The 26,616-nt window shown below is 63.7% G+C and carries 29 protein-coding genes and 1 pseudogene; 18 read left to right on the top strand and 12 right to left on the bottom strand.

Annotated features, from left to right (window positions below; translation table 11 throughout):
- The first annotated feature begins 6 nt into the window (after positions 1–6).
- Positions 7–1,617: an AAA family ATPase gene (locus FHT02_RS03175; protein ID WP_184084104.1), complete on the top strand. Its 1,611-nt coding sequence runs from the start codon at positions 7–9 to the stop codon at positions 1,615–1,617.
- Positions 1,618–1,689: 72 nt separating this feature from the next.
- Here the strand turns inward: FHT02_RS03175 and FHT02_RS03170 are convergent, their stop codons facing one another.
- Together FHT02_RS03170 and FHT02_RS22175 are read right to left on the bottom strand one after the other, a co-directional pair.
- Positions 1,690–2,394, bottom strand: a complete 705-nt coding sequence (locus FHT02_RS03170) for a hypothetical protein (protein WP_184084102.1) — start codon at positions 2,392–2,394, stop codon at positions 1,690–1,692.
- Positions 2,395–2,747: 353 nt separating this feature from the next.
- Positions 2,748–3,044 carry an HNH endonuclease gene (locus FHT02_RS22175; RefSeq protein ID WP_184084100.1) on the bottom strand — a complete coding sequence of 99 codons (297 nt, stop codon included), beginning with the start codon at positions 3,042–3,044 and terminating at the stop codon, positions 2,748–2,750.
- A gap of 159 nt (positions 3,045–3,203) precedes the next feature.
- On the opposite strand from FHT02_RS22175, the gene FHT02_RS03160 reads away from it, so the two are divergent.
- From FHT02_RS03160 to FHT02_RS03150, 3 genes are all read left to right on the top strand, one after another.
- Entirely contained in the window at positions 3,204–3,950 is a 747-nt protein-coding gene (locus FHT02_RS03160) for a hypothetical protein (RefSeq protein ID WP_184084098.1), read from the top strand.
- Between the two features lie 135 nt (positions 3,951–4,085).
- On the top strand, positions 4,086–4,490 hold the full coding sequence (locus tag FHT02_RS03155) for a hypothetical protein (RefSeq protein WP_184084096.1): 405 nt from the start codon (positions 4,086–4,088) through the stop codon (positions 4,488–4,490).
- Positions 4,491–4,596: 106 nt separating this feature from the next.
- Positions 4,597–5,142 carry a hypothetical protein gene (locus tag FHT02_RS03150; protein WP_184084094.1) on the top strand — a complete coding sequence of 182 codons (546 nt, stop codon included), beginning with the start codon at positions 4,597–4,599 and terminating at the stop codon, positions 5,140–5,142.
- Between the two features lie 53 nt (positions 5,143–5,195).
- Here the strand turns inward: FHT02_RS03150 and FHT02_RS03145 are convergent, their stop codons facing one another.
- The gene (locus FHT02_RS03145; protein WP_184084092.1) at positions 5,196–5,546 is read right to left on the bottom strand and encodes a DUF2958 domain-containing protein; all 351 of its coding nucleotides are present in this window, start codon (positions 5,544–5,546) and stop codon (positions 5,196–5,198) included.
- A gap of 181 nt (positions 5,547–5,727) precedes the next feature.
- Between FHT02_RS03145 and FHT02_RS03140 the strand changes: the two genes are divergently transcribed.
- Positions 5,728–5,904, top strand: coding sequence for a hypothetical protein (locus FHT02_RS03140; protein ID WP_184084090.1), 177 nt, complete (start codon positions 5,728–5,730; stop codon positions 5,902–5,904).
- A 94-nt stretch (positions 5,905–5,998) separates the two neighbouring features.
- Positions 5,999–6,175 (top strand): hypothetical protein, encoded by a 177-nt coding sequence (locus FHT02_RS03135; protein WP_184084088.1) that lies wholly within the window; start codon positions 5,999–6,001, stop codon positions 6,173–6,175.
- Here the strand turns inward: FHT02_RS03135 and FHT02_RS03130 are convergent.
- Together FHT02_RS03130 and FHT02_RS03125 are read right to left on the bottom strand one after the other, a co-directional pair.
- Positions 6,172–7,866 (bottom strand): recombinase family protein, encoded by a 1,695-nt coding sequence (locus FHT02_RS03130; protein WP_184084086.1) that lies wholly within the window; start codon positions 7,864–7,866, stop codon positions 6,172–6,174. The two genes, FHT02_RS03135 and FHT02_RS03130, sit on opposite strands and share 4 nt — an antisense overlap.
- Positions 7,867–7,915: 49 nt before the next feature.
- A pseudogene (locus FHT02_RS03125) lies at positions 7,916–8,179 on the bottom strand (PA0069 family radical SAM protein); the annotation flags it as partial.
- Positions 8,180–8,233: 54 nt separating this feature from the next.
- Here FHT02_RS03125 and FHT02_RS03120 point away from each other — a divergent pair.
- A complete protein-coding gene (locus tag FHT02_RS03120) occupies positions 8,234–8,572 on the top strand; it encodes a VOC family protein (RefSeq protein WP_184084084.1) in 339 nt (112 codons plus the stop codon).
- 36 nt (positions 8,573–8,608) lie between these two features.
- On the opposite strand, the gene moaB is transcribed toward FHT02_RS03120, so the two are convergent.
- From moaB to FHT02_RS03105, 3 genes are read right to left on the bottom strand one after another with little or no spacing between them, the layout of a single operon-like run.
- The gene (gene moaB / locus FHT02_RS03115; RefSeq protein ID WP_184084083.1) at positions 8,609–9,136 is read right to left on the bottom strand and encodes a molybdenum cofactor biosynthesis protein B; all 528 of its coding nucleotides are present in this window, start codon (positions 9,134–9,136) and stop codon (positions 8,609–8,611) included.
- Entirely contained in the window at positions 9,126–10,922 is a 1,797-nt protein-coding gene (locus FHT02_RS03110) for a lytic transglycosylase domain-containing protein (RefSeq protein ID WP_343056808.1), read from the bottom strand. The genes moaB and FHT02_RS03110 overlap by 11 nt, the downstream gene beginning before the upstream one ends.
- Entirely contained in the window at positions 10,919–11,644 is a 726-nt protein-coding gene (locus FHT02_RS03105; protein ID WP_184084081.1) for a uracil-DNA glycosylase family protein, read from the bottom strand. The genes FHT02_RS03110 and FHT02_RS03105 overlap by 4 nt, the downstream gene beginning before the upstream one ends.
- 131 nt (positions 11,645–11,775) lie before the next feature.
- Here FHT02_RS03105 and FHT02_RS03100 point away from each other — a divergent pair, with 131 nt between their 5' ends.
- The 8 genes from FHT02_RS03100 to FHT02_RS03065 all read left to right on the top strand — a co-directional run bounded on the left by FHT02_RS03100 (position 11,776) and on the right by FHT02_RS03065 (position 20,616).
- On the top strand, positions 11,776–13,431 hold the full coding sequence (locus tag FHT02_RS03100; protein WP_184084079.1) for an electron transfer flavoprotein-ubiquinone oxidoreductase: 1,656 nt from the start codon (positions 11,776–11,778) through the stop codon (positions 13,429–13,431).
- A gap of 10 nt (positions 13,432–13,441) precedes the next feature.
- Complete coding sequence (locus tag FHT02_RS03095; protein WP_184084077.1) at positions 13,442–14,248, top strand: 4-(cytidine 5'-diphospho)-2-C-methyl-D-erythritol kinase; 807 nt, start codon at positions 13,442–13,444, stop codon at positions 14,246–14,248.
- Between the two features lie 150 nt (positions 14,249–14,398).
- A complete protein-coding gene (locus tag FHT02_RS03090; RefSeq protein WP_184084075.1) occupies positions 14,399–15,127 on the top strand; it encodes an enoyl-CoA hydratase/isomerase family protein in 729 nt (242 codons plus the stop codon).
- Complete coding sequence (locus FHT02_RS03085; protein WP_184084073.1) at positions 15,124–15,858, top strand: N-formylglutamate amidohydrolase; 735 nt, start codon at positions 15,124–15,126, stop codon at positions 15,856–15,858. Before FHT02_RS03090 ends, FHT02_RS03085 begins: the two co-directional genes overlap by 4 nt.
- Before the next feature lie 11 nt (positions 15,859–15,869).
- Positions 15,870–17,591, top strand: coding sequence for a dihydroxy-acid dehydratase (gene ilvD / locus FHT02_RS03080; protein WP_184084071.1), 1,722 nt, complete (start codon positions 15,870–15,872; stop codon positions 17,589–17,591).
- A 39-nt stretch (positions 17,592–17,630) separates the two neighbouring features.
- Entirely contained in the window at positions 17,631–18,029 is a 399-nt protein-coding gene (locus tag FHT02_RS03075; protein WP_343056807.1) for a hypothetical protein, read from the top strand.
- On the top strand, positions 18,026–19,429 hold the full coding sequence (locus FHT02_RS03070) for an NAD(P)H-hydrate dehydratase (RefSeq protein WP_184084067.1): 1,404 nt from the start codon (positions 18,026–18,028) through the stop codon (positions 19,427–19,429). The genes FHT02_RS03075 and FHT02_RS03070 overlap by 4 nt, the downstream gene beginning before the upstream one ends.
- Positions 19,420–20,616: a class I SAM-dependent RNA methyltransferase gene (locus FHT02_RS03065; RefSeq protein ID WP_184084065.1), complete on the top strand. Its 1,197-nt coding sequence runs from the start codon at positions 19,420–19,422 to the stop codon at positions 20,614–20,616. Before FHT02_RS03070 ends, FHT02_RS03065 begins: the two co-directional genes overlap by 10 nt.
- Here FHT02_RS03065 and truA read toward each other — a convergent pair.
- On the bottom strand, positions 20,613–21,353 hold the full coding sequence (gene truA, locus FHT02_RS03060; RefSeq protein WP_184084064.1) for a tRNA pseudouridine(38-40) synthase TruA: 741 nt from the start codon (positions 21,351–21,353) through the stop codon (positions 20,613–20,615). The two genes, FHT02_RS03065 and truA, sit on opposite strands and share 4 nt — an antisense overlap.
- Entirely contained in the window at positions 21,350–22,255 is a 906-nt protein-coding gene (gene fmt / locus FHT02_RS03055) for a methionyl-tRNA formyltransferase (RefSeq protein WP_184084062.1), read from the bottom strand. The genes truA and fmt overlap by 4 nt, the downstream gene beginning before the upstream one ends.
- A gap of 53 nt (positions 22,256–22,308) precedes the next feature.
- Here fmt and recR point away from each other — a divergent pair, with 53 nt between their 5' ends.
- The 3 genes from recR to FHT02_RS03040 all read left to right on the top strand — a co-directional run bounded on the left by recR (position 22,309) and on the right by FHT02_RS03040 (position 24,982).
- A complete protein-coding gene (gene recR / locus FHT02_RS03050) occupies positions 22,309–22,905 on the top strand; it encodes a recombination mediator RecR (protein WP_184084060.1) in 597 nt (198 codons plus the stop codon).
- Positions 22,906–22,953: 48 nt separating this feature from the next.
- On the top strand, positions 22,954–23,478 hold the full coding sequence (gene def, locus FHT02_RS03045) for a peptide deformylase (RefSeq protein WP_184084058.1): 525 nt from the start codon (positions 22,954–22,956) through the stop codon (positions 23,476–23,478).
- A gap of 94 nt (positions 23,479–23,572) precedes the next feature.
- Positions 23,573–24,982 (top strand): DNA recombination protein RmuC, encoded by a 1,410-nt coding sequence (locus FHT02_RS03040; RefSeq protein ID WP_184084056.1) that lies wholly within the window; start codon positions 23,573–23,575, stop codon positions 24,980–24,982.
- A 39-nt stretch (positions 24,983–25,021) separates the two neighbouring features.
- On the opposite strand, the gene FHT02_RS03035 is transcribed toward FHT02_RS03040, so the two are convergent.
- Both FHT02_RS03035 and FHT02_RS03030 read right to left on the bottom strand, forming a co-directional pair.
- On the bottom strand, positions 25,022–25,702 hold the full coding sequence (locus tag FHT02_RS03035) for an META domain-containing protein (RefSeq protein ID WP_184084054.1): 681 nt from the start codon (positions 25,700–25,702) through the stop codon (positions 25,022–25,024).
- A gap of 62 nt (positions 25,703–25,764) precedes the next feature.
- Positions 25,765–26,568 (bottom strand): TrmH family RNA methyltransferase, encoded by an 804-nt coding sequence (locus tag FHT02_RS03030; protein ID WP_184084052.1) that lies wholly within the window; start codon positions 26,566–26,568, stop codon positions 25,765–25,767.
- Positions 26,569–26,616: the final 48 nt, after the last annotated feature.

The following is a 26,616-nucleotide window of genomic DNA, read 5'->3' as shown; positions in this document are numbered from 1 at the left end:
AATCTAATGAATTCCTTCCACTTCTCCGTTCCTGCGACCGACTCTCCTCCCGTGGAGTTTCAGCTGTCACCCGGTCAGGTAATCTTTGCGGTCGGCGCAAACGGAACCGGCAAGTCCTCCTTGCTGCAACGCTTCGTGGGCGCTGCTCACGGCAGAGTCAGGCGGATCACCGCGCATCGACAAACCTGGCTTCAGTCGAATGCGCTGATGTTCTCACCGTCACAGAAGCTATCCGTAGAGCAGCAGGCATCGAGTTGGGACTCACAGCCGCAGTCCAGGTGGATGGACAACTCCGGCGGGCAGCGAGCCGGAATTACTCTTTATGATCTCATCGATGCGGAAAATGTTGATGCACGAGAGATCGCAGGAGCATTGCGGAGTGGGGACGTTGATCGTGCAACGGACCTCGCGCGCCGCGTGGCGCCGCTAGCCAAAATCAATGAGCTTTTCGCACAAGCCAATATCCCCGTGGAAATCAGCGTTGAAGGGGGAGACCGGCTGATGGCCTCCAAGGAGGGAGGGCCAGTCTACGGGGCTTCTGAACTCTCCGACGGCGAGAGAAACGCGCTTCTAATCGCTGCTGACGTCCTGACCGCGAAGCCCGGAATGCTCCTAGTCATCGACGAGCCAGAACGGCATCTACATCGATCGATTATATCCCCTCTGCTGACCCAGTTGTTTAATTTTCGCGACGACTGCGCTTTTATCGTCGCTACTCATGACCTCAATCTTCCAGTTGATAATCCAGATGCGCGGGCGTTGCTCGTCCGATCCTGCACATACGCTGGTCAATATACGCAATCATGGGTGGTAGATTTGCTGCCTGCGAACGCGCCAATGGACGAAGAGCTTCAGCTCGATGTGCTCGGAGCACGTCGCCAAATACTTTTTGTCGAAGGCCAAGCAACAAGCCTCGATGTTCCATTATACAGCCTACTCTTCCCGACGGTGTCTGTTCGGCACAAGGGAGCATCACGCGACGTCATCCACGCAGTAGGCGGTATACGCGAAACGCGCGACATCGCGTGGGTGTGGGCATGGGGTATTATCGATAGAGACGGTCGCGCTGCCGCTGAGGTTGAGGAGTTGCAACAGCAAGGCATATACGCCCTGCCGTTCTACTCGATTGAGTCGATCTATTATCATCCAAGCGTCGTGAGAGCGGTCGCCGTTCGTCAGGCTCAGGTTCTCGGCCGGGACGCGAATGATGAAGTGGCTGAGACGCTGGCTGACGCTGTCAAAGCTGTGACGCCACACGTTGACCGGCTCGCCGGCCGGGCTGTCGAGAAACGGGTCCGGCGCAAGATATACGAGCAAATGCCCACGCTGGCCGAGGTCACCTCAGGCTTACCCGTCGTGATCAACGTGGAAACGCAGTCCTACATCGTGGAGCAAATATCGAAGCTGACAGATGCGACTTCGAATTTGGATTGGCTGACGATTGTTAGCGATTGTCCCATCAGGGAAACGCCCGCTCGTGATGTCATCGGTCGCGGGTTGGGATTTCAGAGCCGGCACGACTTCGAAGCCGCTGTCCTCCATATGCTCCGAACCGATCCAGCCATGTTGGCCGAGGTCAAAAGCTTGTTTGGCGGACTGTCCGACGAGTTGGATTGACGGAATCGCAGGTATTTTAATTCGCTCAGGCGTCTTTTTGAGGGGGGTGTTGTCGCTGTAGGAGCGCGTTCCTCAGATTTTGACTGCCCCTTTTTCATCCGGCCGACTGCGAGCAGGTTGGGGAAGGGTGCGACCGTTCGGATGGCCTTCATCTGAGTTCGGCAGGTATGGGCGCACTTTCCAAATTGAGGCAGTTGGGAGTAGTCGAACACCTTTTGAGGTGACCACGGCTGTGTTCTGTGCGTTTTGCATCAACAGCTTACCGACGACGCCAACTCTCCCGTCGTCGTAGACGTAACAGCCTGTATGACATCCATTACGGACTTCTTCCTTCAGACTGCCGGCAGCGATGTTGCCGAACCAGAAGCCGATACCAGTCGCGACACTGATTGCCGCAAGGCTCGCGAACGCGAAGCCAATCCTGTCTGTGAGGTCGACTGTGAAGAGCCCGTTGAACATGTCACGTACCTTGTCTAAGACATCCCAAAAGCGCGAAAGAAATAGCAGAACGATGTTGATCACAATCCAGCCGCCAAACAGCAGTAATCCATACGGATTGACTAGTGCGCTTATAGGGAGGACGCCCCACGCGATAATCTCTTGCAGGCTTCCGGTGAATAGCCCTTCATGAATTCCGAACGAGTTAAGCAGCGATGCGCGAAGCGTGTAGCCAGCGAAGTATAGTAACGCTCCGCCCAACAGCGTAACGGGTGCAACCAGCGCCGCTAGTGAGGTCAAATGGCGTTGCATTCGATCGGCAGAGGCTGCTTGTTCCATACTAGAGGTATTTCCTCCATTTCAGATGTATTTCGTCAGAGTAGCTAAGCTTCCAAGACGCGGCAATCGAGAAGGTGGTCAGTTCAAGGAGAGCTTAAGCAACAGGGCTGCCGTTCGATCGCTAAGATGGACGGATAACATTCGATATTGCTCTACGGGAGTGGGCGTGTCGATCCGCAAAAGGTACTTGGCGCGACAACTGTCCGCCAGCCACGCCTCGATCTCCAAGCGAGCCTCTAACGCCACACCACTCCAGACGGAGGAAGCCGACAGGGGGAACCAGTCAATCGTGTCCTTGCGGCTCTGACTTAGCTGGAGTGGTATGCGGACCGAGTAGGTGGTGGGCTCTGCCATCAGTAGCCCCGCCTAATGGATCTAATGTCCTGGCGCGTTTTGTCCTGGTGACATGGCTTGCAAAGGCTCTGCGTGTTGTCCCAAGTGTCGCCGCCGCCAAGTGCCTTGGGCTTGATGTGATCCACTTCAATTGCTGGGGTAACGAGGCCCTCGCCAGTGCAGTGTCGGCAAAGCGGTTCTGCATCCAGCCGCTTGTTCCTGAGCTTCTTCCACTCGCTTCCGTAGCCTGAGTTGCGACTGACTACGGCTGAAGCGGTCCGAGGAGCGATATTGAAGCGAGGTGTTCTCTTAGGCACCTCATACTTAGTGCGACCGCATTCCTTCTGAAGTCGCGACGGTGCAAGGAAGTCTAAAGCGGAGCAGGCCGCTGGTCACCCAGGCCCAAGTGAAGTCTAAGGCAGCCGGAATGAGATTTCTTATTGCCAGCTTCGGTGCGGGAGCGTTAACTTCGGGGCATGAGCATACTCGACTTCGTTACACAGGACGAATTGGACCAGCTGGACGAAGATCCTCGTCTCGCTTTCATGGAGCTGATCAATATCGCCCAGCGAACCCTCAGTAGTAAGCTGGGAAGGTTCAGCCACAACGATGAGGATGACTGGCGAGAAATGGAAGACCTGCGTCACTCATTCATGAATGTGGTGGTTGCATCGTCGAAGCGTTTCGAAATTGAGCCATTCGCGTCGATGGATATCCCCAGGGTTGATGACCACCTCCACTTCAAGCAGTTTAAATCCGATCTTGATCACTACATCACCCAGCTAGTTTTAGATAACAGCGCGCAATCCCGGCGTGACTCTGTGATGATCCTGCCCAAGTCTAAGGACAAGATACGCAGCTACATTCACGGCCTTCGGGAGTGCATCGAGAAAGGCAACATGACGGACGCCAAGCGGACCGCATTGCTCAAGCGCCTTGATGAGCTAGAGAAAGAGCTGGAGAAGCGCCGAGCAAACATGCTACTCGTTGCCAAGCTCGCTTTCGAAGTGCTGGCGATCCCAGGCGGAACATGGGCGTCTTACGAAGTCGCTACGAAGTTGATCACGAACATTTCGCAGACGGTCGAGGAATCGCGGCAAGCAGAACAGGCAACGAAGCCCTTACCTGAAGCGAAGCCGATACCTGCCCTTTCTCCGCCCAGAAAGGCTCCATCCTATGGAGGTGGATTCCCGGATGACTTGGACGACGACGTTCCCTTCTAGGGGCTTCGTAGAAGAACCGCCGCACCAGAAACGTTGCTGCCAACGCCATTGATAGGTAGGAATGAGGTTCAGGCGGTGTCTTTACGATGCGAAGTCGGAGCAACGGTGCTTTCGACTTAGATCGGAGACTACAACATGGCTGCCTTCAACCCCGCGTCGATCAAGCCCGCTTCCAAGTCCGCCGAGTTCAGCAAGCAAGGCAATGGTCGCGCTGCCAAGGACGTGCTTCTCAGTGCAATCGACACTCAGCTGGCCTTGTTCAAGGACCCCAAGAAGGAAGGTCGCCGCTGGTTCACTGTCGGCAAGTCGGAAACGCTGCTCACCCTGCGCTACAGCAACCGCGCACTTGTCCTCAAGGACGGTGAGAAGTCGGTCGCTGTCCCGAACGATCAGTTCGTAGGTGCGATGGCCTACTTCAAGGGGGAGGTTGAGAAGGGTACCTACGCTGACCAGCTGACCGAACTTGAGGCGGCCAACGAGGAGCGGAAGACCAAAATGCGGAATACGCGCGCTTCGAAGAAGGCCGAAAAGCCCGCTTAATACTCGACCCACTCCAACCCACGGCCCTCGCAATGCGGGGGCCTTTTCCTTGACTGCGCGTTGCCTCCGCGTGTGTAACTGCATTCACCCGCAATAGGAGACAACAATGGCCCTGGCTGACCTGTTCAAGTTCTTTACGTCCGATGCGACTGAGAAGTATCACGAACCTGCCTTTGATCCTGCGAAGGCGCGCAAGCCACTGCTTAAGGGCATTGAGCGGTCTAAAATCCAGTTCGAGAACGACAGCCTGAAGTCGCCCAATCGCTGGTTCTCGATCAAGAATGGCGTCGTGGCATTTCATCCCAAGCTGGATGGCCGTCCGCTGGTTATCAACGGCCTGGAAGAGAACCACATGCCCAGCGAACGCTTCGTGGAGTTCCTGGAACTCATGCGTAAGGAGGTTGAAGCTGGCGAGTTTGACGAGGTGATCGCTGCTCACGGCAAGGGCAACGTGGACGTTCACATCGGCAAGACCCGCAAGGCTTCTGCGGGTGGTCGCAGCATGGTCTCCAACGTGCGTAGCAGCGTGAGCAGCAAGCTCCGCAAGGGCAAGTCGCTGGACGAGATCGAAGCGGAGTTGAAGGCTGACGCCAAATTCAGCGCAGCTGACATCGACACCGTGTTGGCTGAGCGTCGCGCAGCGAACAGCTAAGACACGAAAGCCCTGGGTGGATCGTCACCCAGGGCTTCTTTAGCCTCTAAAGATCATGCTTGGATGCGACCCAGCCTCCTCGCTTCCTCAGAATACTGGCTCAGCGGCTTCTCGGCTTTGAAGTGCAAATCCTGCTCCACAGTGAGCCCGCCTGGACCTCGCAACTCTGCTAGTTCGTCCAGGCTAATGTAGCCGAGTTCCGGTGATCCAAAGCCCAGGTCCGCGAGACCGAACGCAAGCCCGTCAGGATCGCACTCGCTAATCAGGAAGGTGGCCGCACCCCAGGGCACAAAGAGCTTCACCACCGGGTGCAGATCGAGTTCGCTCTTCGTCCCTTTGACCCTTTGCTGCTCCCGATGATTTCTGATCAAGTCGTCCAACTTGTGCGGCTCTAGCAAGTTCATCCAAGACACTGTGGCAATCTCCTTCGTTGTGCCACAGCCCGATAAGACTTCAACTGGTGGATAGAGCAACCGCTTTGTTAAATTGCTACCGGAACTCAGAATGCGACGACCTGCCAACTCTGGTGTAGGAATAGGCGTCCGGCGATGTCGTTAGTGTGGTCATCGGAAACGGAGACCAAACATGCAGATCGACTTGAACTCACTCGCAAACTACGTTGAAGCAGCCCTGGACGTTTCGCCCGACTTCGAAGATGACCAGTTTGCCTTCACCTTCGAAGGTGCGCGCATCTACTGCGAACGTAAGCGCACTCACTTCAACCTGCACATCGGTGCAGAGCGCGTGCAGATGCCCCGCTAAGGTAGCCTACAGGGCGGATAGGTGAGGGGAGCAACCCGAGTGCTCCCTTTTCCTATCTCTCCTCACAAGGGCTCGTAGGCCCTATCTCTACCCTATGCGGGACGTTCTCATTCCACCCGATATGGAGGCGGTGCTCAACAGCCCTGAGTGTGTGAACTGGTTGCTCGACAACACACATGGCAGCGTCATCGGCCATGTCCAAAACGGTAAGCTGGCGCTGCGCTTCGATGATGACGAGGAAGCAGCCGCCTTTGAGGCGCGCTGGCTCTAAGCCGCTTCCGTCGCGCTTTGTGCAACCTCGTCCAGCTTGGTCAGTCGCATAGGGTTGTCACCGGCTAAAACTCGGTTCCAATTATCCACGTTCGCATCCAACGTGACCTCGCGCCCTAGTTTGTCGATGATGCTCTGATCCTTGAGCATGTGAGCAGTGTTCACGTCGCCGATCACCTTGCCATGCTTGTCCAGCTTGATAACGCGGAGCCCCCCCATGACCACGATGGTTGCGCTGCGGTCGCTCGGGTCCATGAAGATCACGTCGATCAGCTGACCCAAATAGCTTTGCACCTTGATACGGGCATCGGCATCCGTGGCCATCTGCTCGCGCAGTGCCAGGGCCTGCTCTGCGACCGCGTGAGGATCGGTCGCATGGGTGCGCTTCTCCTCATGTGCCTCAAGGGCTTTCAACTCTGCCGCTTCGACATCGACCTTGGCTTTGAAGCGCCGGAATGCCGCCTCAAGCACCTCGTCATCCTGCTCCATCAACCTGTCGGCCATTTCCTCCAGCCGCTTCCGCTTAGTGGTCAACTCAGCACGCAGGACCGGAACCCGGCTGTGCTGGCCGATGGTGGAGGGCGCAGGCATCGCGAGGGAAAGCAGGTTGTCGAGCACGCCAGCGAGGATATCATCGTAGCGGTAGGCGGCGTTGCAGGTGCATTCACCGGCACGGGAGAAGTCGGAGCAGGTAATCTGCGCTGGTCCGCGCTTCTGCCGTCGGAGCGTCATGCGAGAGCCACAGGGCAGGTTGGAACCTGGGGCGCGATAGGTGCAGCGGCATAGGTTAGAGAGGACGTTGGCGCACTTCTGGCGCGGACCTCCTGTGCCCTTGCGGCTTTCCAGACCGCTCATGACCTGGTGCCACAATTCGAGCGTGACGATTGCCGGATAACGCTTCACCGCCTCGCCAGCTTTGGAGCGGCCCCCGTTCTCGGTTCTCATCATAGGCTGGTATTCACCAAGGACGCGCCGGTCGTGCAGCATGTTGGTGACGTTGCGAATATGCCATGTGGCTTTGGGCCAGCCGAGGCGCTGCCGTTCCTCCTGCGCCCACTTGGCAATCAGCCTCAACCCGTAGCCGTTGGCCGACCGCTCGAAGATACCGCGGATAATATCTGCGCGGTCCTCAATTACGGTGAACTTGCCGTCGATCACCTCCATCCAAGCGGGACAGAGGCGCGGGTCGTCAGCGCCCTTCTTGGTGGTGAGATCGGTTTGCGTCCGACGCCATGCGGCGCTGACGCGCTTGGCTTTGATACGACTGCTGTCATGGGCTTCACCCGCACGAGCAAATGCGATCAGGAGGTGGGCCCAATGCTCGCTAATCCGCTGAGCGTCATAGATCGTGCCTGTGCTGCTCTCGCAGATCGTGAGGCCGCGTTTTGCCAGCCTGTTGAGCAGCGTGACGCTCTCTAGGGGTTCCTGGCGCGAAAGTCGGTCCATCGCTTCTACGATGAGGACCTTGCCCGCGAGTTCGCCGCGCGCTGCTCGTTCCTCTACCTCGTAGAGCTTGCCGCCCTCGGCACGGTTCCTGCCGTGGTAAGCGGACTTGCCGTTCTCGATCAGCGTTTCGGCGAGGGTCCAGCCGCGCTGCCGACAAATGGACGCGCCTAGCTCGATCTGGCGGCGTTCAGTATCGCCTTTGCTTTGATCCTTCGTTGACCAACGAACGTATAAAATAGCTTCCATGGGCTCCCTCGCAGCTGGGCTGCGCGAGCCGTGCTATCGCAGGAACAGTTACGCAACCGTTGCGGGGTTGGTCGCACCCGCGATATGGGTTCACCGACTGGTCGAAGCGCACGTCGGGCGAGCTGTTGCGGGTAAGAATGGTGCGCGGCTTCTCAACCGTCACCGTGGTGCGCAGCGGCGGGGGAGCGCCATCGATATCGGCCTGCGCATCGAGCCAGTCGCCATCGGCCTCACGCTGGGCGAGGTTGAAGCGCGCGCTCTCTGCGTTCAGCGTGGCGCCGCGAGTGGCGCGAGTGGCGCGAGTCTTTGCCATTGCCACAAGCTAGATCGCTGAATAGAACATAGCAAGAACAAGAAAGGAATGATGATGGCGCGGATCAGCTATGTGGAACTGCCGGTAACGGGCACGGCGCCGGCGCGCGACTTCTATGCGCAGGCGTTCGGCTGGAACTTCACCGATTTCAGCCCGAATTATGCCGCGACCACCGGCGGCGATGTCGATCTGGGGCTGAACGGCAGCGACGATCAGGCGATCACCCAAGTGCTGGTGCTGGTCGAGGTGCAGGACCTAGAGGCCGCGCTGGCGAAGGTGGAAGCCGCGGGCGGCGAGATCGTGGTGCCGGTGTTCGCCTATCCTGGCGGTCGGCGGTTCCATTTCCGCGATCCGGCGGGGAATGTGCTGGGCGTGTTCGTCAACGAGGGGTGACTTAAATCCTGCCCGTTTCCGGGGGGGATTTGAAGGTTAGCGCTCCGTCAATCTCGGCATCAGCTCCACGAAGTTGCAGGGCTTGTGGCGGATGTCGAGTTGGCTGGAGAGGATGCCGTCCCATGCGTCGGTGACCGCGCCGGTCGAGCCAGGCAGCGCGAACAGGTAGGTGCCACGTGCGACGCCGGCAGTGGCGCGAGACTGGATGGTCGACGTGCCGATCGTCCGATAGCTCAGCCAACGGAACAATTCGCCGAAGCCGGGGATCTCCTTGTCCCACACGCGGGCCATTGCCTCGGGGGTGATGTCGCGGCCGGTGACGCCGGTGCCGCCGGTGGTGAGCACCACGTCGATCTCGGGATCGTCGATCCAGGCGTGGAGCTTGCCGACGATCTGGTCGGGATCGTCGCGGACGATCGCACGGTCGGCGAGTTCGTGGCCGGCGCTGGTCAGCCGTTCGACCAGCCGGTCGCCCGAGCGGTCGTCGGCGAGGCTTCGGGTGTCGGAAATGGTGAGCACCGCGATCCGGACCGGCCGGAACGCGATGCTAGCGTCAATTGGCACGGGCGAGTTGCCGCCCACCGGCCGAATTGCGGCCGCTGATCTTCACGGCCGGGGCGCCGGGGAGGCCGGGGAATTTGGGCCACATGCCCTGGGCGAGTGCGGCGCGGCTGACCGATTTGCGACCCGCCTGCTGCTCGTACATCCAGTAATTGCGCAGCACGATCATGACATAGCCGCGCGTCTCCCAATACGGGATGCTCTCGATATAAAGCAGCGGATCGCCATTGTCCTTGGTGAGGCTGTTCCAGGCCTGCACCGGAGTGGGGCCGGCATTGTAGGCGGCGATCACCTTGGGCAGCAGGCCGCCGGTGAAGGGCTGGTCCCGTAGCTGCTCGAGATAGGACTGGCCGATCTCCATGTTGACCGCCGGCTTGGTAAGATCCGACGCGGCATAGGTCACGCCGCGGCGGCGGCCGACGTCGGTGGCCGCGCCGGTCTTGACCTGCATGAGGCCCATGGCACCCGCGGCGCTGCGGATTTCGGAGTTGAAGCGCGATTCCTGAAGCGTGTGGGCGTAGACCAGAGCCTTGTCGACGCGCCAGCCGCCCGCAGGCGTCCAGTTGGGCGCCGGGTAGCGCGCCTGGACCAGCGGCTTCGCACCGACCGGGCCGTTGTGCGACAGCCAAAGTTGCGTAGAGGCAAGATCGAAGCGGCCCGCCAGGCGGCTGAGCGCGGCGTGCTCGGTGGGGGTAGAGAAGCGCGCCTGGTGTCGCAACACCTTGTCGGCCAGGCCATTTTCGCCAATCTCGATCAGCGCGGCAACGACGCGAATATTTGGACGCCGGGCGAGAACCTGCCAATCCTGGGCGACGAGCTTTTCGCCCTTGCCCGGCTTGTCCTCGATCGCGAGAGCCGCCTTGGCGAGCAGGCCGTAATAGGTTTCGCTATACTGCGTAGCGGCGCGAAGCTTCTGCCCCACCTTGTCCGGGCGACCACACATCATGTCGGCGCGCGAGCCCCAATAGAGCGCGGCCGAACGCATCTCGACATCGGAGGCGCGTGTTGCGACCCGTTCGAAGGAAGTACCGGCGTCCGCGCAATCCTGTTGACGCCAGGCGGCCAGGCCGCCGACCCAATCGGCCTGCGCAGCCCAATCGCCGACGCCCTGCTGCGCCTGGGCCGCCATGCGGCGGGCGTTGCCGTCATCGCCGGCGACATAATAGATCCAGGCGACCTTTTGCTGCCATTCGGTGAGTGCTTCGGGCGTCAGGTCGGCGGCGAACTTCTCTACCACGGCTTCGGCCTGGACGCCGTCATCGGCCTTTACGAAGGGGGAGATCTCGATGGCCACCGCAGTTGCGGCAGTGTCGCTCTTGATCGATCGGGCGCGCTGGCGAACCGGGGCACCGTTGAACCAGACCAAGCGTTGTGCCTGGGGCAGCACCGGGAGATCGTTCGCACCGCGCGTCTTGGCCAGGCGCGCGAGCTGTTCGGCCTCGGGAAGCTCGGGCGCTTCTTGGAGCAGTGCCATCAGCGGCGGGAGATCGACCTTGGGCGAATTCTTGGCCGTGTAGAGCTCGGCACGGGCGATCGCATGAAGCGGGCCGGGCTTCATCGAATCGAGCTGAAGCTGCGCGTCGCTCCAATGTTCTGCGCGAATCGCAGCGAAGACGCGGCGATAGCCTTCCTGCTGATCCTCGTCGAGCTGGTCGGGAATGCCGTCGCCGTCGCGTAGGGCCGCGGCGGAATCAAGCATGGCAGGCGGCGCGCCTGCGGGTAGAATATCGGCATGCGCCGTTGCCGGTACCGCGACGATAGCCGCGGCGATAAGGATACGCTTCTTCACTCGCTGGGCCCCCGGCTCAAAAGCAGCAGATGTTTCCAGGCTTCACTCTTGGCAACCGGCCGCTCCAACAAGAAGCGCGGGTGGAAGGTCGCCACGGTCATCGTCTTTGCCCCAAATTGGTTAATGACGTGTATACTATCCGTTCCACTGACGCCGTTCATCCCGGCTAGAACACGGCTCGCCGCTTGACCGAGCAGGAGCAGCTTTTTGGGACGGAGCAGCGACAAGTGGTGATGCGCCAGTTCGATCAGCAGCGCCTCTTGTTCGGGCGGAATTCGACCGGTCATTGGCCGGGCGACGGCAAGACTGGCCAGATAGACCGACTCGCGCGACAACCCGATCGCGGCGAGCATGCGGTCGAGCAGTCCGCCGGCCGGGCCATCGAGCAGGCGCGCTTCATCCCCGGTTTCGGGCATGTCGGTAAGCAGGACCCATTCGGCGTCGGCAGGACCGGTCGGAGCAAGGCGCGGCGACATCCAGCCCGCTTCGGGAGCCGCATCGCCCAGCCGCCAGGCGATGAACGCATCGAGCGTGTCCGGGAGTGTCTCGGCTGCGGGTGCCGCTACGGCAGCCGAACCCGCTTCGGCAACGGCAACCGGCGCGGCGCGCGTCAGCCATTCGCGCGGATCGTCCTCCACCAGCATGTCGACACCAGCGTCGCGCCACCATTCCAGCGCGCTCGCCACTATTCCCTGCCAATCGTCTAGCGGTTCCGCCCCCATACCCTATCTTTGAATCCCTGTTGACGCCGCGGTCAATCTGCCTTCATCGACGCGGCAGGCAGGACGTGGCGGACGCGCGACGACAAGCGCGACCTGTACGGCCTTTGATGAGTTTCGCGAGGATAAAGAGGATGAGCGAGCGGGAGTCGATGCCCTATGACGTCGTGATCGTCGGGGCGGGCCCATCGGGCCTGTCGGCGGCGATCCGGCTGAAGCAGCTGGCGGAGCAGGCGGGGCAGGAGCTGTCGGTCTGCATCCTGGAGAAGGGATCTGAGGTCGGCGCCCATATCCTGTCGGGCGCGGTGATCGATCCCAAGGCGCTCGACGAATTGCTGCCGACCTGGCGCGAGGATGGCTGTCCGCTGGCAAGCACGCCGGTGACCGAGAACCATCACTGGGTGCTGAGCGAGACGGGCAAGTCGAGCTTTCCCGAGTTCCTGACCCCACCCTTCCTGCACAACAAGGGCACCTATACCGGGTCTCTCGGCAATTTATGCCGGTGGCTGGCCGACAAGGCGCAGGAAATGGGCGTCGAGATCTTCCCCGGCTTCGCCGCGGCCGAGATCCTCTTCAACGAGGATGGCAGCGTGAAGGGCGTCGCGACCGGCGACATGGGCGTGGCGCGCGACGGCACGCACAAGGGCGATTATCAGCCGGGACTGGAACTGCACGCCAAATACACCTTCTTTGCTGAGGGCGTGCGCGGGCACCTGTCCAAGCAGCTGCAGCGCCAGTTCGACTTGTGCAGCGACGCGCAGCCGCAGGTCTATGGCATCGGCATCAAGGAATTGTGGGACATCGATCCCAAGAAGCATGTGCCCGGTAAGGTGGTGCATACCCAAGGCTGGCCGCTGAAGGAAGGCGAGTCCAACGGCGGCGGCTTCCTGTACCATCAGGCCGACGGGCAGGTGGCGCTCGGCTTCGTTGTGTGGCTGAGCTACAAGAACCCGTATCTCTCGCCCTTCCACGAGATGCAGCGTTGGAAGACCCATCCCGAGATCGCTGCGCTGCTCGAAAGCGGCAAGCGTGTGTCCTATGGTGCGCGGGCGATCAGCGAGGGCGGATGGCAGTCGGTGCCCAAGCTGGTGATGCCGGGCGCGGCGCTGATCGGCGACACGGCAGGATTCCTCAACGTGCCGCGGATCAAGGGCACGCATACCGCGATGAAGAGCGGGATGATGGCGGCCGAGGCTGCGTTCGCGGCGGTAGCGGCGGGCCGCACGAGCGACACGCTCGATGCTTATCCGCAAGCATATGAGAAGAGCTGGGTCTACAAGGAGCTGCGCACCGTTCGCAACGTCGCGCCGCTGGTCAAGAAGTTCGGCGATACCTGGGGCACGCTGGCGGCGGGCGCGGCGATGTGGATGGAGACGCTGGGCCTGCGCTGGCCGATCACTATGAAGCACAGGCCCGATCATGAGAGCCTGTGGCGGGCCGAGCATGCCCGTAAGATCGACTATCCCAAGCCCGATGGTGTGCTGACCTTCGACCGGCTCTCCTCGGTGTTCATCTCGAACACCAATCATGAGGAGGATCAGCCGGTCCATTTAACGCTGAAGGATCCGGACGTGCCGATCCGATTCAACCTGCCGGTCTATGCCGAGCCGGCGCAGCGTTACTGCCCGGCGGGGGTGTATGAAGTGGTGGAGGAAGCTGGCGAGCCGCGCTTCCAGATCAACGCGCAGAACTGCGTCCACTGCAAGACTTGCGACATCAAGGACCCTACCCAGAACATCAACTGGGTAGTGCCTGAAGGCGGGGGCGGGCCCAATTATCCCAACATGTGAGGACGGTGTGGTGATCGTCGAGGAAGCGCCCGCCAAGCTCAACCTGGCGCTGCATGTCCGGGCGCGCCGTGCGGACGGGTATCATGAGCTGGAAACGCTGTTCGCATTCGTGGACTTCGGCGACACGGTTCGGGTAGCGCCTGCCGCTCAGGCGAGCTTGATCATCACGGGGCCGTTCGGGGCCGCGTTGTCGGACGAGGGCGACAACCTTGTCACGCGAGCGGCGACGCGCTTTCGCGAGCGCTTTGGCGGGGGCGAGTACGCCATCGAACTGGAGAAGCACCTGCCGGTCGCCTCGGGGATCGGCGGCGGGTCGGCGGATGCCGCGGCGACGCTGCGGGCGCTGGCGCGGCTGCACGGGATCGCGCTCGACGATCCGGCGCTGTTCGGGATCGCCGATGCGCTAGGGTCGGACGTGCCGGTTTGCCTGCTTGGGCGCACGGCGATCGGGCGCGGGCGTGGCGAGCAGCTGGAGCCGGTGCCGGGCCGACCCGGTACCCCGGCGCTGCTGGTCAATCCCGGAGTAGCGGTATCCACGGCGGAGGTTTTCCGCCGCTGGGACGGCGTCGATCGCGGCGAGCTTGGCTCCAATCCGCTGGAAGGGCGCAACGATCTTGAGGCGCCTGCGATCACCGTGGCGCCCGTAATTGCCGAAGTTCTTCATATCTTGTCTGAACAATGCGGCGCAATGCTTTCACGGATGTCGGGTTCGGGAGCGACGTGTTTCGCGTTGTTCGACACCGAGGTGGAGCGTGGTGCGGCTCACATTGCGCTGCGCAGGACCGGCTGGTGGAGCGTCGCCACGACGCTGCGCTGAGCGTTTACCACGCGTGCTAAGCCGGCGTTGAGAGTTCGAGGGCAAAGCTCAGGACAGCGGATCAGACGGGCTGTCCCGGATCGTCCGCCGATGGCCCGGCATGTCCCGCGCCACCGTGACAGGCTCTGCCCGATCGGGCAGAGCCGTCACATGATCCACGTCACGCACGATGGCCCCGTCGCCTGCATCGCGCTGCATCGCCCGGAAGCCCGCAATGCGCTGCCGATCGCCGGCTGGGAAGCGCTAGCCGAGGTCACCGCGCAGGTTGCCCAGGCGCGGGCCGTTGTCCTCCATTCCACCAGCCCGGGCGTGTTTTCGGCCGGGGCGGACATCGCTGAATTGGCTACGCTTCAGACCGACCCGGCGCTGCGTCGGCGCTTTCGCGAGGCGATGCGCGGCGCGATAGAGGCCATAGCCGCGCTGCCGATGCCATTGATCGCGGCCGTCGACGGCGGCTGTTTTGGGGCGGGCGTGGCGCTTGCGCTCGCTGCCGACCTGCGCATCGCCGGCGACGATGCCGTGTTCGCCGTCACCCCAGCCCGGCTGGGGATCGGCTATCCTGCGCAGGATGTCGCGCGGTTGGTGCGCCAGGTCGGACGCGGGCGTGCCGCGGCGATGCTGTTCAGCGCCGCGCGAGCCGATGCCGACACCGCCGCGCGATACGGGCTGGCCGAACTGCGCGCGACCAGCGCCCTCGACGCCGCACGCGAACTTGCCGGAACCATCGCCGGCAACGCGCCCGGCGCGGTGCGGCTGCTCAAGCGCACTCTGGCTGGCGGCGCAGGGCTGGACCGGCAGTTCGACGAGGCGTTCGGCGGTGCCGAGTTCGCCGAGGGCCTTGCCGCGTTTCAACAAAAGCGAAGGGCCGTGTTCCCATGACAGCACCAGCCGAGATTCTTGAAGGATCGCAGCAGGATGTGTTGCTCCTCTGCGATCACGCCTCAAATGCTGTGCCGCCCGGCATCGCGCTGGGGATCGCCCCGGAGTTGCTCGACCTCCATATCGGCGTGGACATCGGCGCGGGCCCGCTAACCCGCAGCCTGAGCGCTGCGCTGGACGTGCCGGCGATCCTTGCGACGGTGTCGCGGCTGGTGATCGACCTGCATCGCGAGCCCGACCACATCTCTTTGATCCCGCACGTTTCGGACGGGCATCCGATACCTGGCAACGAACAGGCTGATCGGGGCGACCGCATCGCCCGTTTCCACGCACCCTATCACCGCCTGCTCGCCGCGCGGGTGCGTGCACAGCGCCCGCGGCTGATCTTGTCGATTCACAGCTTCACGCCGAGGCTGGAGCATGGCGGCAGCGATCGTCCGTGGGAGGCCGGGATCCTCTACAATCGCGACGCCCGAGCCGCGCTGCCGGCGATCCGCTGGCTGGAGGCGCAGGGATGCGTCACGGGTGACAACGAACCCTATTCGGGGCGGCTTTTGAACGCGACACTGAACCGCCATGCTGAGGCGAACGGAATCGCGTCGATCGCCATTGAGATCCGCAACGACTTGATCGACGACGATGCGGGCCTGGCGCGGTGGACGGTCCTGCTCGCCGGCCTCGCAAATTCTTTGCGCAATAGTCTTGCGTGCGGGAGTTCTCCCGCGCAATAGCCTGTCGCGCTATGACTCACCAGTTCGACAAGACCAAGCTCCCCAGCCGCCATGTCTCGGTAGGGCCCGAAAGGGCGCCGCACCGCAGCTACTATTATGCGATGGGTATCCCCGAAGAGGATATCGCCAAGCCGTTCGTCGGCGTCGCCTCGGCCGGCAATGACAGCGCGCCGTGCAACATCACCCTCGACGCGCAGGCCGAAGTGGCACGCCGGGGGGTGATCGCAGGCGGCGGCATGCCGCGGCGGTTCAACACCATCACCGTGACCGATGGCATCGCCATGGGCCATCAGGGCATGAAGTCGTCGCTGATCAGCCGCGAAGTGATCGCGGACTCGGTCGAACTCAGCGTGCGCGGGCACTGCTATGACGCGCTGGTCGGTTTCGCTGGGTGCGACAAGTCGCTGCCGGGCATGATGATGGCGATGCTGCGCCTCAACGTGCCGTCGATCTTCGTCTATGGCGGGTCGATCCTGCCGGGCCGCTTCCACGACAAGGACGTCACCGTGGTCGACGTGTTCGAAGCGGTTGGACGCTACGCTGCCGGCGCCTGCCCCTTGTCCGAAGTCCATGACCTTGAAAAGGTCGCGTGTCCGGGTGCCGGCGCGTGTGGCGGGCAGTTCACTGCCAACACCATGGCATGCGTCGCCGAGGCTATCGGATTATCATTGCCGAACAGTAACATGGCGCCGGCACCATATACCAGCCGTGAACAAGTGGCGCATGCCGCCGGCGCGCAGGTGATGGAGCTGATCGCCCGCAATCTGCGCCCGCGCGACATCTGCACGCGCGACGCGTTCGAGAATGCGGCGCGTGTGGTGGCAGCGACCGGAGGCTCGACCAACGCCGCGCTGCACCTGCCGGCGATGGCCAGCGAGGCCGGGATCGCGTTCGACCTGTTCGACGTGGCCGAGATCTTCAAGACGACGCCCTATATCGCCGACCTGAAGCCGGGCGGCCGCTATGTCGCCAAGGACATGTACGAAGCGGGCGGCGTGTACATGCTGATGAAGACGCTGCTGGCGGGCGGGTATCTGCATGGCGATTGCATCACTGTCTCGGGCAAGACGCTGGCGGAGAATATCGATCAGGTCACCTGGAACCCGGATCAAAAGGTCATCTATGACGTCAAGACGCCGCTGACCCCCACCGGCGGCGTGGTCGGCCTGCGCGGCTCGCTTGCACCCGATGGAGCGATCGTGAAGGTGGCGGGCATGCACCGGTTGCAGTTCGAAGGGCCGGCGCGCTGCTTCGATTGCGAGGAAGACGCCTTTGCCGCGGTCGAGCAGCGCGCGATCCGCGAAGGCGAAGTGATCGTCATCCGCTATGAAGGGCCCAAGGGCGGCCCCGGCATGCGCGAGATGCTGTCGACCACCGCGGCACTCTATGGCCTGGGCATGGGTGAGAAGGTCGCGCTGATCACCGACGGGCGCTTCTCGGGTGGCACCCGGGGCTTCTGCATCGGCCATGTCGGTCCGGAGGCTGCCGAAGGCGGGCCGATCGCACTGGTCGAGGACGGTGATAGCATCCGAATCGACGCCGAGGCTGGGACCATCGATCTCGACGTGCCTGCTGCCGTGATCGCCGAGCGGCGCGCCCGGTGGCAGCCGCGCGTCAACGACTATCAATCCGGCGCGCTCTGGCGCTTTTCCCGAACCGTCGGCCCGGCCTATAAGGGCGCGGTGACGCACCCGGGAGCCAGCGCCGAACGCCATGTGTACGCCGATATCTGAATCAAGGTTGCCCGCTTCCCGGGCGGGGAGCAGGCGCGCGTGAAGCTGGCGATGATCGGGGGCGCTCTGCTGGCCTTGTCAGCGTGCCACCCGGCGCTTCCCGACAAGCCGGCCGAGGCGCAGCGTGCGGCGCAGCAACAGGCGATCGCCAACGCTGAAGGCAAGATCGATTGTGCCCCGCCGGGGGCCGACGCGTTCACCCGCAGCTGTTCGGTGGATCGGGTGCAGTCGCAGGACGGCCTTTTCCTGACCCTGCGCCAGCCCGAAGGCGGCTTTCACCGGCTGTCGGTCACCAGCGATGGGCGCGGCGTGGTCGCGGCCGATGGGGCTGAGCCGGCCGTCGTGACGGTGACCGGGCCGGACACGATCGAGGTGGCGCTGGGTGGTGCCCGCTATCGTTTGCCGGCGACGGTCCGCGCGCAGGGCGCCGCGCGATGATCCCTGCCAACGCGCCGATCCTTACCGCCGAACAGATGGTCGACGCCGAACAGGCAGTCTTCGCATCGGGCGTGTCGCAGGATGAACTGATGGAGCGGGCGGGTGAGGCGGTCGCCCGCGAAACCGCACGTTTCGCAATGGGGCGACCGATCCTGATCCTCGCAGGTCCTGGTAACAATGGCGGCGATGCCTATGTTGCTGCTAGGCTTTTGCAGCGTGAGGGGCTGGACGTCAGCGTCGTCGCGACCGGTGCGCCAAAGGCCGGCGCCGCCGAGCGGATGCAGGCGCTGTGGCACGGCGCGACGACGTCGCTCTATGCCGCGCGTCCGCGCCCTGTATTGGTCGACGGGCTGTTCGGCACAGGGCTGATGCGGCCGCTGGAGCGCGGTCTCGCCGCGGTGTTCGCTGATCTGTGCGCCCAGGCCGAGTTCACGCTGTCGATCGATGTGCCCTCAGGGCTGGATAGCGATACGGGCGCGGATCTCGGCGCTCCCGCCGGCATCGACGTGACGCTCGCCCTGGGCGCATTGAAGCCGGGTCACCTGCTCGACGCCGGGTTAGAGCGTTGCGGGCGAATCCTGCTCGCCGACATCGGGATCGACAGCGATACGGGGTGGCGCACGGCCGGGCGGCCGCAACTCGTTACCCCCCACGCCCATAGCCATAAATATAGCCGCGGATTGGTGGTGGTGATCGAAGGCGCGATGCCGGGCGCCGCGCGCCTGTCCGCGTTGGCCGCGATGACGGCAGGTTCGGGCTATGTCGTGTTGGCGGGGGAGAAGCCGTGGCAGGGCGGCCCCGACGCCCTGGTTCGCCGAGCCTTTGGGACCAGCACCGATCTTGCCGAGTTCCTCGAATGGGACCGGATCGATGCGGTCGTGCTCGGCCCCGGATTGGGGCGCGACGGCAATGCCGATGGGTATTTGCGCGCGGCATTCGCGGCGGAAAAGCCCTTGATCCTAGATGGTGACGCGCTGAGCCTGCTGGGCACCAACGCCGCTTCCTGGCTTCAGTCCCGCCAGGCGCCGACTTGGCTCACGCCACATTCGGGCGAGTTCGACCGGATGTTCGGATTCGATGGCAGCAAGATCGAGCGCACATTGGCCGCCGCACGCGCGACAGGCGCGACGATCGTCCACAAGGGCGCGGACACCGTGATGGCATCGCCCAAGGGGGCGGTGCGGGTTCTGGCGGGCGGGTCGTCCTGGCTATCGACGGCGGGGACGGGCGACGTCCTGGCCGGCGTGCTGGCGGCGCAAGTGGCGCAGGGTAGCAAGGGCGTTCAGGCTGCGGAGGCCGCGGCATGGCTGCATGGCCGCGCCGCACGGTTGGCGGGTCCGGCGTTCTATGCTGACGACATGATCAAGCATATTTCTGAAGCGGTTGGCGAATGTCTTTGAATCAGGATGAGATCGTTCGCGTCGCCGGACGGGGCGATGGCGTGACAGCGGATGGCCGGCACGTGCCCTTCGCCGCGCCGGGCGATATCTTGCGTGCCGATGGCGGCTTGACCCGCGGCGCACATTACCAGCAGCCGCCTTGCAAGCACTTCCCCGCATGTGGCGGTTGCCAGCTTCAGCACCTGGACGATCACGCGTGGAGCGGCTTCATCGTCGACCGGATCGCCGGCGCGCTCGCGGCACAGCGGCTGGAGACCGAGATTCGCACGCCCTTACTGTCGCCGCCGAACACGCGCCGACGCGCGACGCTGCATGCTGAGCGGCGTGGCCGGCAGGTGCGGATGGGCTTTACCGAGCAGAACAGCCACACGCTGATCGATATCGAGGAATGCTGGATCCTGGCTCCGGAACTGTTCCAGCTGGTGGGTCCTTTGCGGGGCATGTTGGCCGCGCTGATCCCGGGCAATCGCCGGATCAACGTGCATCTGGCGCAGACCGATCAGGGCCGCGACGTGCTGATCGACGGGCTGGAAGCCGAAGGACTTGCGGCGGCCGAGGCGATCACGGCCTTCGCGCATCGCCATCAGCTGGCGCGCTTTTCGATGGATGAGGGTTTCGGCCCGACCGCAAGGTGGGAACCCGAGCCGGTCACCGTCACGCTGGGCGGCGTCGCGGTGCCGTTCCCACCTGGCAATTTCCTTCAGGCGACGCGCGAAGGCGAGGCAGCACTGGTGAAGGTGGTGCGCGAGATCGTCGGCAGCGCGCGCGCCGTGGCCGATTTGTTCGCGGGGCTTGGGACCTTCACCTTCGCCTTGCCTCAGGCGCGCGTCTATGCCGCCGAAGCGGCGCGCGATCCGATCCTGGCGCTCAAGGCTGCTGCGGCGCGGGCGCAGCGCACGGTCTTCGCCGATCACCGCGACCTGTTCCGGCGGCCGGTGGCGCCAAGCGATCTCGATCACTTCGATGCGGTGGTGCTTGATCCGCCTCGCGCCGGCGCGCGGGAACAGGCGGCGGAGATCGCCGCGTCCAAGGTTCCGGTGGTCGCCTATGTTTCGTGCAATCCCAATACGTTCGCGCGGGATGCGGAGGCTTTGTGCAAGGGTGGGTATCGGCTCGACTGGGTGCAGCCGGTGGGGCAGTTCCGCTGGTCGACGCATGTCGAACTGGCGGCGCGGTTCAGCCGCTAGGGATAGTCGGCGCGGACGAAGAACAGGCCGTCGGGCGGCGCGTTAAGGCCGAGACGGGCGCGGTCCTTCGCGTCGAGTGCGGCGCACAGATCGGCCGCGCTCCACCGGCCTTGCCCCACCAGTGCGAGGCAGCCGACCATCGAGCGGACCTGGTGATGCAGGAACGAGCGGGCCGACGCCCGGATCACGACGCGGTCGGCGTCGCACGCGACGTCGAGGCGGTCGAGTGTCTTGACCGGGCTGGCGGATTGGCAATGCACCGAACGGAAGGTCGTAAAATCGTGCAGGCCGACCAGGTGCTGCGCGGCTGCGCACATTGCATCCGTGTCGAGTGGATTGGCTAAGCGCCAGGCGAGTCCCTTTTCCCAGGTCAGCGGCGCGCGGCGATTGACGATGCGGTACTCGTAATGCCGTGCCCGGCACGTGAAGCGGGCGTGCCAATCGCCGGGCACGGCGACGCAGTCCAGGATCGCTACGGGATGGGGGCGCAGGCGAGCGTTGAGCGCCTCCATCAGGCGGAAGGGCGTGATTTCACGCGCGATGTCGAGATGTGCGCGCATGCCAAGGCCATGGACGCCTGCATCGGTGCGTCCGGCGGCGTGGACGATCGCGCGCTCGCCTGTGACGAGATGTGCGGCATCCTCAATCGCCTGCTGAACGCTCGGGCCATGGGCCTGGCGCTGCCATCCCATGAATGGCCGCCCGTCGAACTCGACGGTCAGGGCAAATCGAGTCAAAGCTGCGAACCTGCGGGGATGGCGAAGCCGCGGAGCAGTTCTTCGGTGGTCATGACCCCGCGCCCGGCGCGCTGCACCAGCGTCGGCCGGATCGCATCGGCGCCGCAGGCGACGGTGAGCGCGGTGTCGAGCACGGTGCCGGGAGCACCTGCCTCACCTTGCACGACGCTCGCGGCGTGGACGCGGATGCGTTCGCCGCTCCATCCGAAGAACGCGCCAGGTGCCGGGTTGAACGCGCGGACCTGGCGCTCGACTGCGGCTGCGTCCCGCGTGAAGTCCAGCCGTGCTTCTGCCTTGTCGATCTTGGGCGCGTGGGTAATACCCTGCTCGGCTTGGGTCACGGGCGGGTAGGCGTCGGGATCGGCCAGGACCTGCGCCATCAGCCGGGCGCCCATGGCGCTGAGTTCCCGGGTGAGGTCGCCGGCGTTCTTGCCGGCAATGGGCGTGCGGCCTTCCAGGCGAACCGGTCCGGTGTCGAGCCCCGTTTCCATCTGCATGATGCCAACGCCGGTTTCGGCGTCGCCGGCCAGGATCGCGCGCTGGATGGGCGCCGCGCCGCGCCAGCGCGGCAGCAGCGAGGCGTGGACGTTCAGGCATCCGAGACGCGGCGCTGTGAGTACGGGGCGGGGGAGGATCAGGCCATAAGCGGCGACGACCGCCACATCGGCGTCGTGCGCCGCAAATGCTGCCTGCGCATCGGCGTCGCGCAGACTGGTGGGAGTAGACACGTTCAGTCCCAGCAGGTTAGCACGCGCATGCACCGGTGAGGGGGTGAGCTGCTTGCCCCGTCCGGCCCGGCGCGGCGGCTGGCTGTACACCGCGACGACATCGTTTTCCGCGTCGACCAGAACGTCGAGCACGGGGACGGCGAATTCGGGAGTGCCCATGAAGATGATCCGCATGGAACCCCTCAACCGCTTGGCAGGGCCGGGCGCAAGTCCCTATGTCGGGTTTCATGGCTTCTCCCGAAATCGAGGCACTCACCCAAGCCCTGTCGCGGCTCCCAGGACTTGGACCGCGCTCTGCGCGCCGTGCGGTGCTGCACTTGCTCAAGAAGCGTGAGACCGCGCTTGAGCCGTTATTGTCGGCGCTCGGCGCGGTCAGCCAGCGGCTGAGCACGTGCCAGGTCTGCGGCAATGTTGACACCTTGGATCCCTGCGCGATCTGCGCCGACCCGCGCCGCGACGCGCGTGCCTTGTGCGTGGTGGAGGAAGTCGCCGACCTGTGGGCACTCGACCGTGCGCGGCTGTTCCCCGGCAAGTTTCACGTGTTAGGTGGCCGGCTCTCGGCGCTGGAGGGAGTGCGGCCGGAGGATCTGCGCATCGACAGCCTGGTTCGCCGTGTGTCGGGCGGCGGCGTGGATGAAGTGGTGCTGGCGATGAACGCAACGCTGGATGGGCAGACCACGGCGCATTACGTAGCCGAGCGGCTGGAGACCTATCCGGTGCGGATCACCCAGCTTGCGCATGGGCTGCCGGTCGGGGGGGAGCTCGACTATCTGGACGAGGGAACGCTGGCCCAGGCGCTCCGCGCGCGGCGGCCGGTTGCCTGACGCACGCAGCCGCTTGCGGCAGGCCGGGACCGCGACTATTTCGGCGCCATGGCCATTCTCCCTATCGTCGAAGTACCCGATCCGCGCTTGCGCCTTGTCTCCCAGCCCGTGGCGGAGGTGGATGATGGCGTGCGCCAGCTCATCACCGACATGTTCGACACGATGTACGACGCACCCGGCATCGGGCTGGCAGCGATCCAGATCGGCGTCGCCAAGCGGGTGGTAGTCATGGATCTTCAGGAGGAGGAAGACGAAGAAGGCAAGCCGATCCGGCATCCCCGCGTGTTCATCAATCCCGAGATCTCGGAGCCGTCTGAAGAGCTGTCGGTCTACACCGAAGGCTGTCTGTCGATCCCCGAGCAGTTCGCCGACATCGAGCGCCCCGCACGGTGCCGCGTGAAGTGGCTCGACGACAAGGGCGAGTCGCATGATGAGGTGTTCGACGGACTGCTCGCCACCTGCATCCAGCACGAGATGGATCACCTGGAAGGCATCGTCTTTCTCGACCATCTCTCGCGTCTCAAGCGGGACATGATCATGAAGAAGCTGGCAAAGCTGCGCCGCGCCGCCTGAACCTTCGCGGCAGGCGGAGGCCTGCCGTGTCAGCTTGCGCTTGCTCCCTTCGCACCCGACGGCTAGGTTCGCCTTCTGTTCTTGGAGGCTTGCGTTGGAACCCGTTGCTTTCGTGCTGATCGTCGTTGCCCTGCTGGCCGGCATCCTTGTCGGCTGGCTGCTTGGCGGCCGGGGCGCGGCGCAGCTACGCGTCGAGCGCGACCGGCGGGAGGCGGACTTCAAAGCCGCGATCATGGATCTCGCCGCGGCGGAAGAACGGGCCGGCGAGTTGCCCGGCCTGCGCGCTGAGCTTTCGCGCATTCGCGACGAGCGCGACCTTGCCCGACTGGAGCACGCCGAGCTGAAGGCGAAGGCAGGCGCGTTCGAAGAGCGGCTGGCGGAGTTCGTCGGCGCGCGCGAAGTGATGGCGGGGCAGTTCCGCGAACTCGCCGCGAACATGCTGGGCGAGGCGCAGAAGAGTTTCCTGGAACGCGCCGATGCGCGGTTCAACCAAGCCGGCGAGAAGAACGAAGCCAAGCTCAAGGCACTGCTTCACCCGGTCGAATCAACGCTGAAGCGCTATGAGGAAGGCTTGCAGCGCGTCGAGAAGGACCGCCACGACAGCTATGGCGCGTTGAAGGAGGCGATCTCCGCAGTTCAGGCGGGGCTTGGCGAAACGCGAACTGAAACTGCCAAGCTGGTCAACGCGCTACGTGCCGCCCCCAAAACGCGCGGACGGTGGGGAGAGCAGCAGTTCCGCAACCTGATCGAGCTTGCCGGACTGGACGGACATGTCGATTTCGCCTCCGAGGTATCGGTCACCACCGAAGACGGTATGCTTCGGCCCGATTTCATCATCCGCCTGCCGGGCGATCAGCAACTCATCGTCGACGTGAAATGCGTGCTGGACGCGTATCTGCAAGCTGCGGAGGCTACTTCTGCCGAGGAGCGGCAAGCGGCGCTGGCGGCACATGCCCGCGCGGTGCGCAACCATGCCGACGCGCTGTCGCGCAAAGCCTATTGGGCGCAGTTCGATAAGGCGCCCGACTTCGTCATCATGTACATTCCTGGGGACAATTTCCTGTCGAGCGCGCTGGAGATCGACATGGAGCTTTGGGAGCGCGCGGCGCGCAACCGCGTGATCATCGCCGGGCCTTCCGCGTTCCTGCCGCTCGCCCGTACGGTCGCGGCGATGTGGCGGCAGCAGAAGCTGACCGAGGATGCGCGCGAAATCGGCAAGCTGGGCAAGGAGATGTACGAAAGGCTCGCTACTGCGGCGACTCACCTGAAGCGTGTGGGCGGCGGGCTCAACAGTGCGGTCGAGAATTACAACAAGTTCGTATCGAGCTTCGAAGGCCGTGTGATGGTGTCGGCGCGGCGCTTCCAGGCGCTGAATGTGGATACCGGCAATTCCGAGCTTACTGCGATCGAAACGGTGGATGTCGTGGCGAAGGCTCCTGCTGTGGAATTGCTGCCGGCGCCCGGAGCGGATGCCGAGGATGTCGGGGCGCGGGCGGCGGAGTAGGGTTGCTGGGGCGCTTCTCTAGTGCGTGCCTACCCGGCGTTAGCGGGGCGCCAGGACCAGTCCGCCACCGTCCGGGGCAGTCAGGACCAGTTTACTCGCCGGGTTGCGGCTGACGCTGAGCTTTCGTGATAACAAGGTTAGCAGCCGGCGTTCCTGTGCGGCGACGCCATTGCCGACACAGGCACGGCGTGTCGTCGCGAGCGCACCGGCTTGCACACGCCCTTGCGCGAAGCCGAACCCACCGCTGAAGCGGTTGCAGCCGGTATTGCCACTTAGCCGTGCACCGCGGAAGGCGATATACGGGTTGCTCCGCGCGGCAGGAGGACGCCCGTCAATGGCCTCGATGTTCCACTCGCCTTCCAGCAGCGTAGCGGCGGCCGCGCCGATCGGGTTGCCGCCACAGCCTTTGCGGACGAGCTTGCCCATTCGAATGGCGACTGTGTCTGGGTAAACGCGGTCGCTCATACCGTCGCTGCAGCGAAGATGGGTGATCGACACCGTCATAACGCGGGTCTGATAGCGGTCGCCGGCCGCGCTGGTGTGAACGCGAGGCGTAGCGACGGTAACAGGACGCCCATCGGCGGGCTGATAGCGCATCTTGTTGTTGTCGATCGTCAGCGACCAGAATGGCTCCGTGCCGAGCGCGCGATAGGATTGCGGCTGCGCTTGCGCGGCAAGCGTTACGATCAGGCCAAAGGCGATGGCGGCAGCTAGGCGCATGGGCGTCTCCTTCACTGGCCACCGTAGGACCGCTGGGCTGAACCGGCGATGGCGATCGAGGATTAGCCACAGCGTTGCTGATTGAGCACTTCATACGCCATTACGGCGGTGGCAACGGCGGCGTTGAGGCTGTCGGCCTTACCCAGCATTGGGATCTTTACGAGTAGGTCGCATTCGGCCGCCATGAAGTCGGGCATGCCCTGTGCCTCATTCCCGGTAAGGAGGAAAGTCGGCGCATCGTAGCGTGGCACCTGGTAATCATGATCGGTATCCAGACTGAGCCCGACCAGTTGCCCGGGCCCTGAACGCAGCCAGGGTTGGAATGCGTCCCAGCTGGTGCGCACGACGGGTACGGTAAACAAAGCCCCCATGCTGGCACGCACCGCCTCGACGGAAAACGGATCTACGCAATCATCAATCAGGATCAGCCCGCCCGCGCCGGTCGCATCGCCTGTGCGCAGGATCGTGCCAAGGTTGCCGGGATCGCGCAGCCGTTCGGCCACAAGCCAGATGGGTGCGGTGCTGCGGTCCAGATCGTCGAGCGCCGGGCCAAACTCCGGGTAAACGCCGACGACCGCACCGGGGTTGTCCTTGCCAGACAACTTGGACAGGATGTCGGCGTTGGTCTCGATAGCGTCGCCGCCTGCCGCCTCGGTGTCCGCGACCAAGGCGCGAACCAGCGGGTGATGCGCATTGTCACGCGCGAAGAACAGGAACTCGGGCAAGCGCCCCGCCTCGCGCGCCTCGGTGAGGATGCGCAGTCCTTCGGCGAGGAACAGGCCTTCTTCCTTGCGGTGACGCTTCTCGCGCAGCTGGCGGACGCGCTTGATCAGCGGGTTGGAAAAGGCAGTGATTTCGCGGGGCATTGGCCGCTCATGCCCTCCTGTCACGCGTCTCGCAAGCGGGTGGGGCAG

Origin of the sequence: Sphingomonas xinjiangensis (assembly GCF_014199255.1) — a bacterium.
Classification (GTDB): Bacteria; Pseudomonadota; Alphaproteobacteria; order Sphingomonadales; family Sphingomonadaceae; genus Sphingomonas; species Sphingomonas xinjiangensis.
This window is presented reverse-complemented; position numbering and strand designations above follow the sequence as displayed.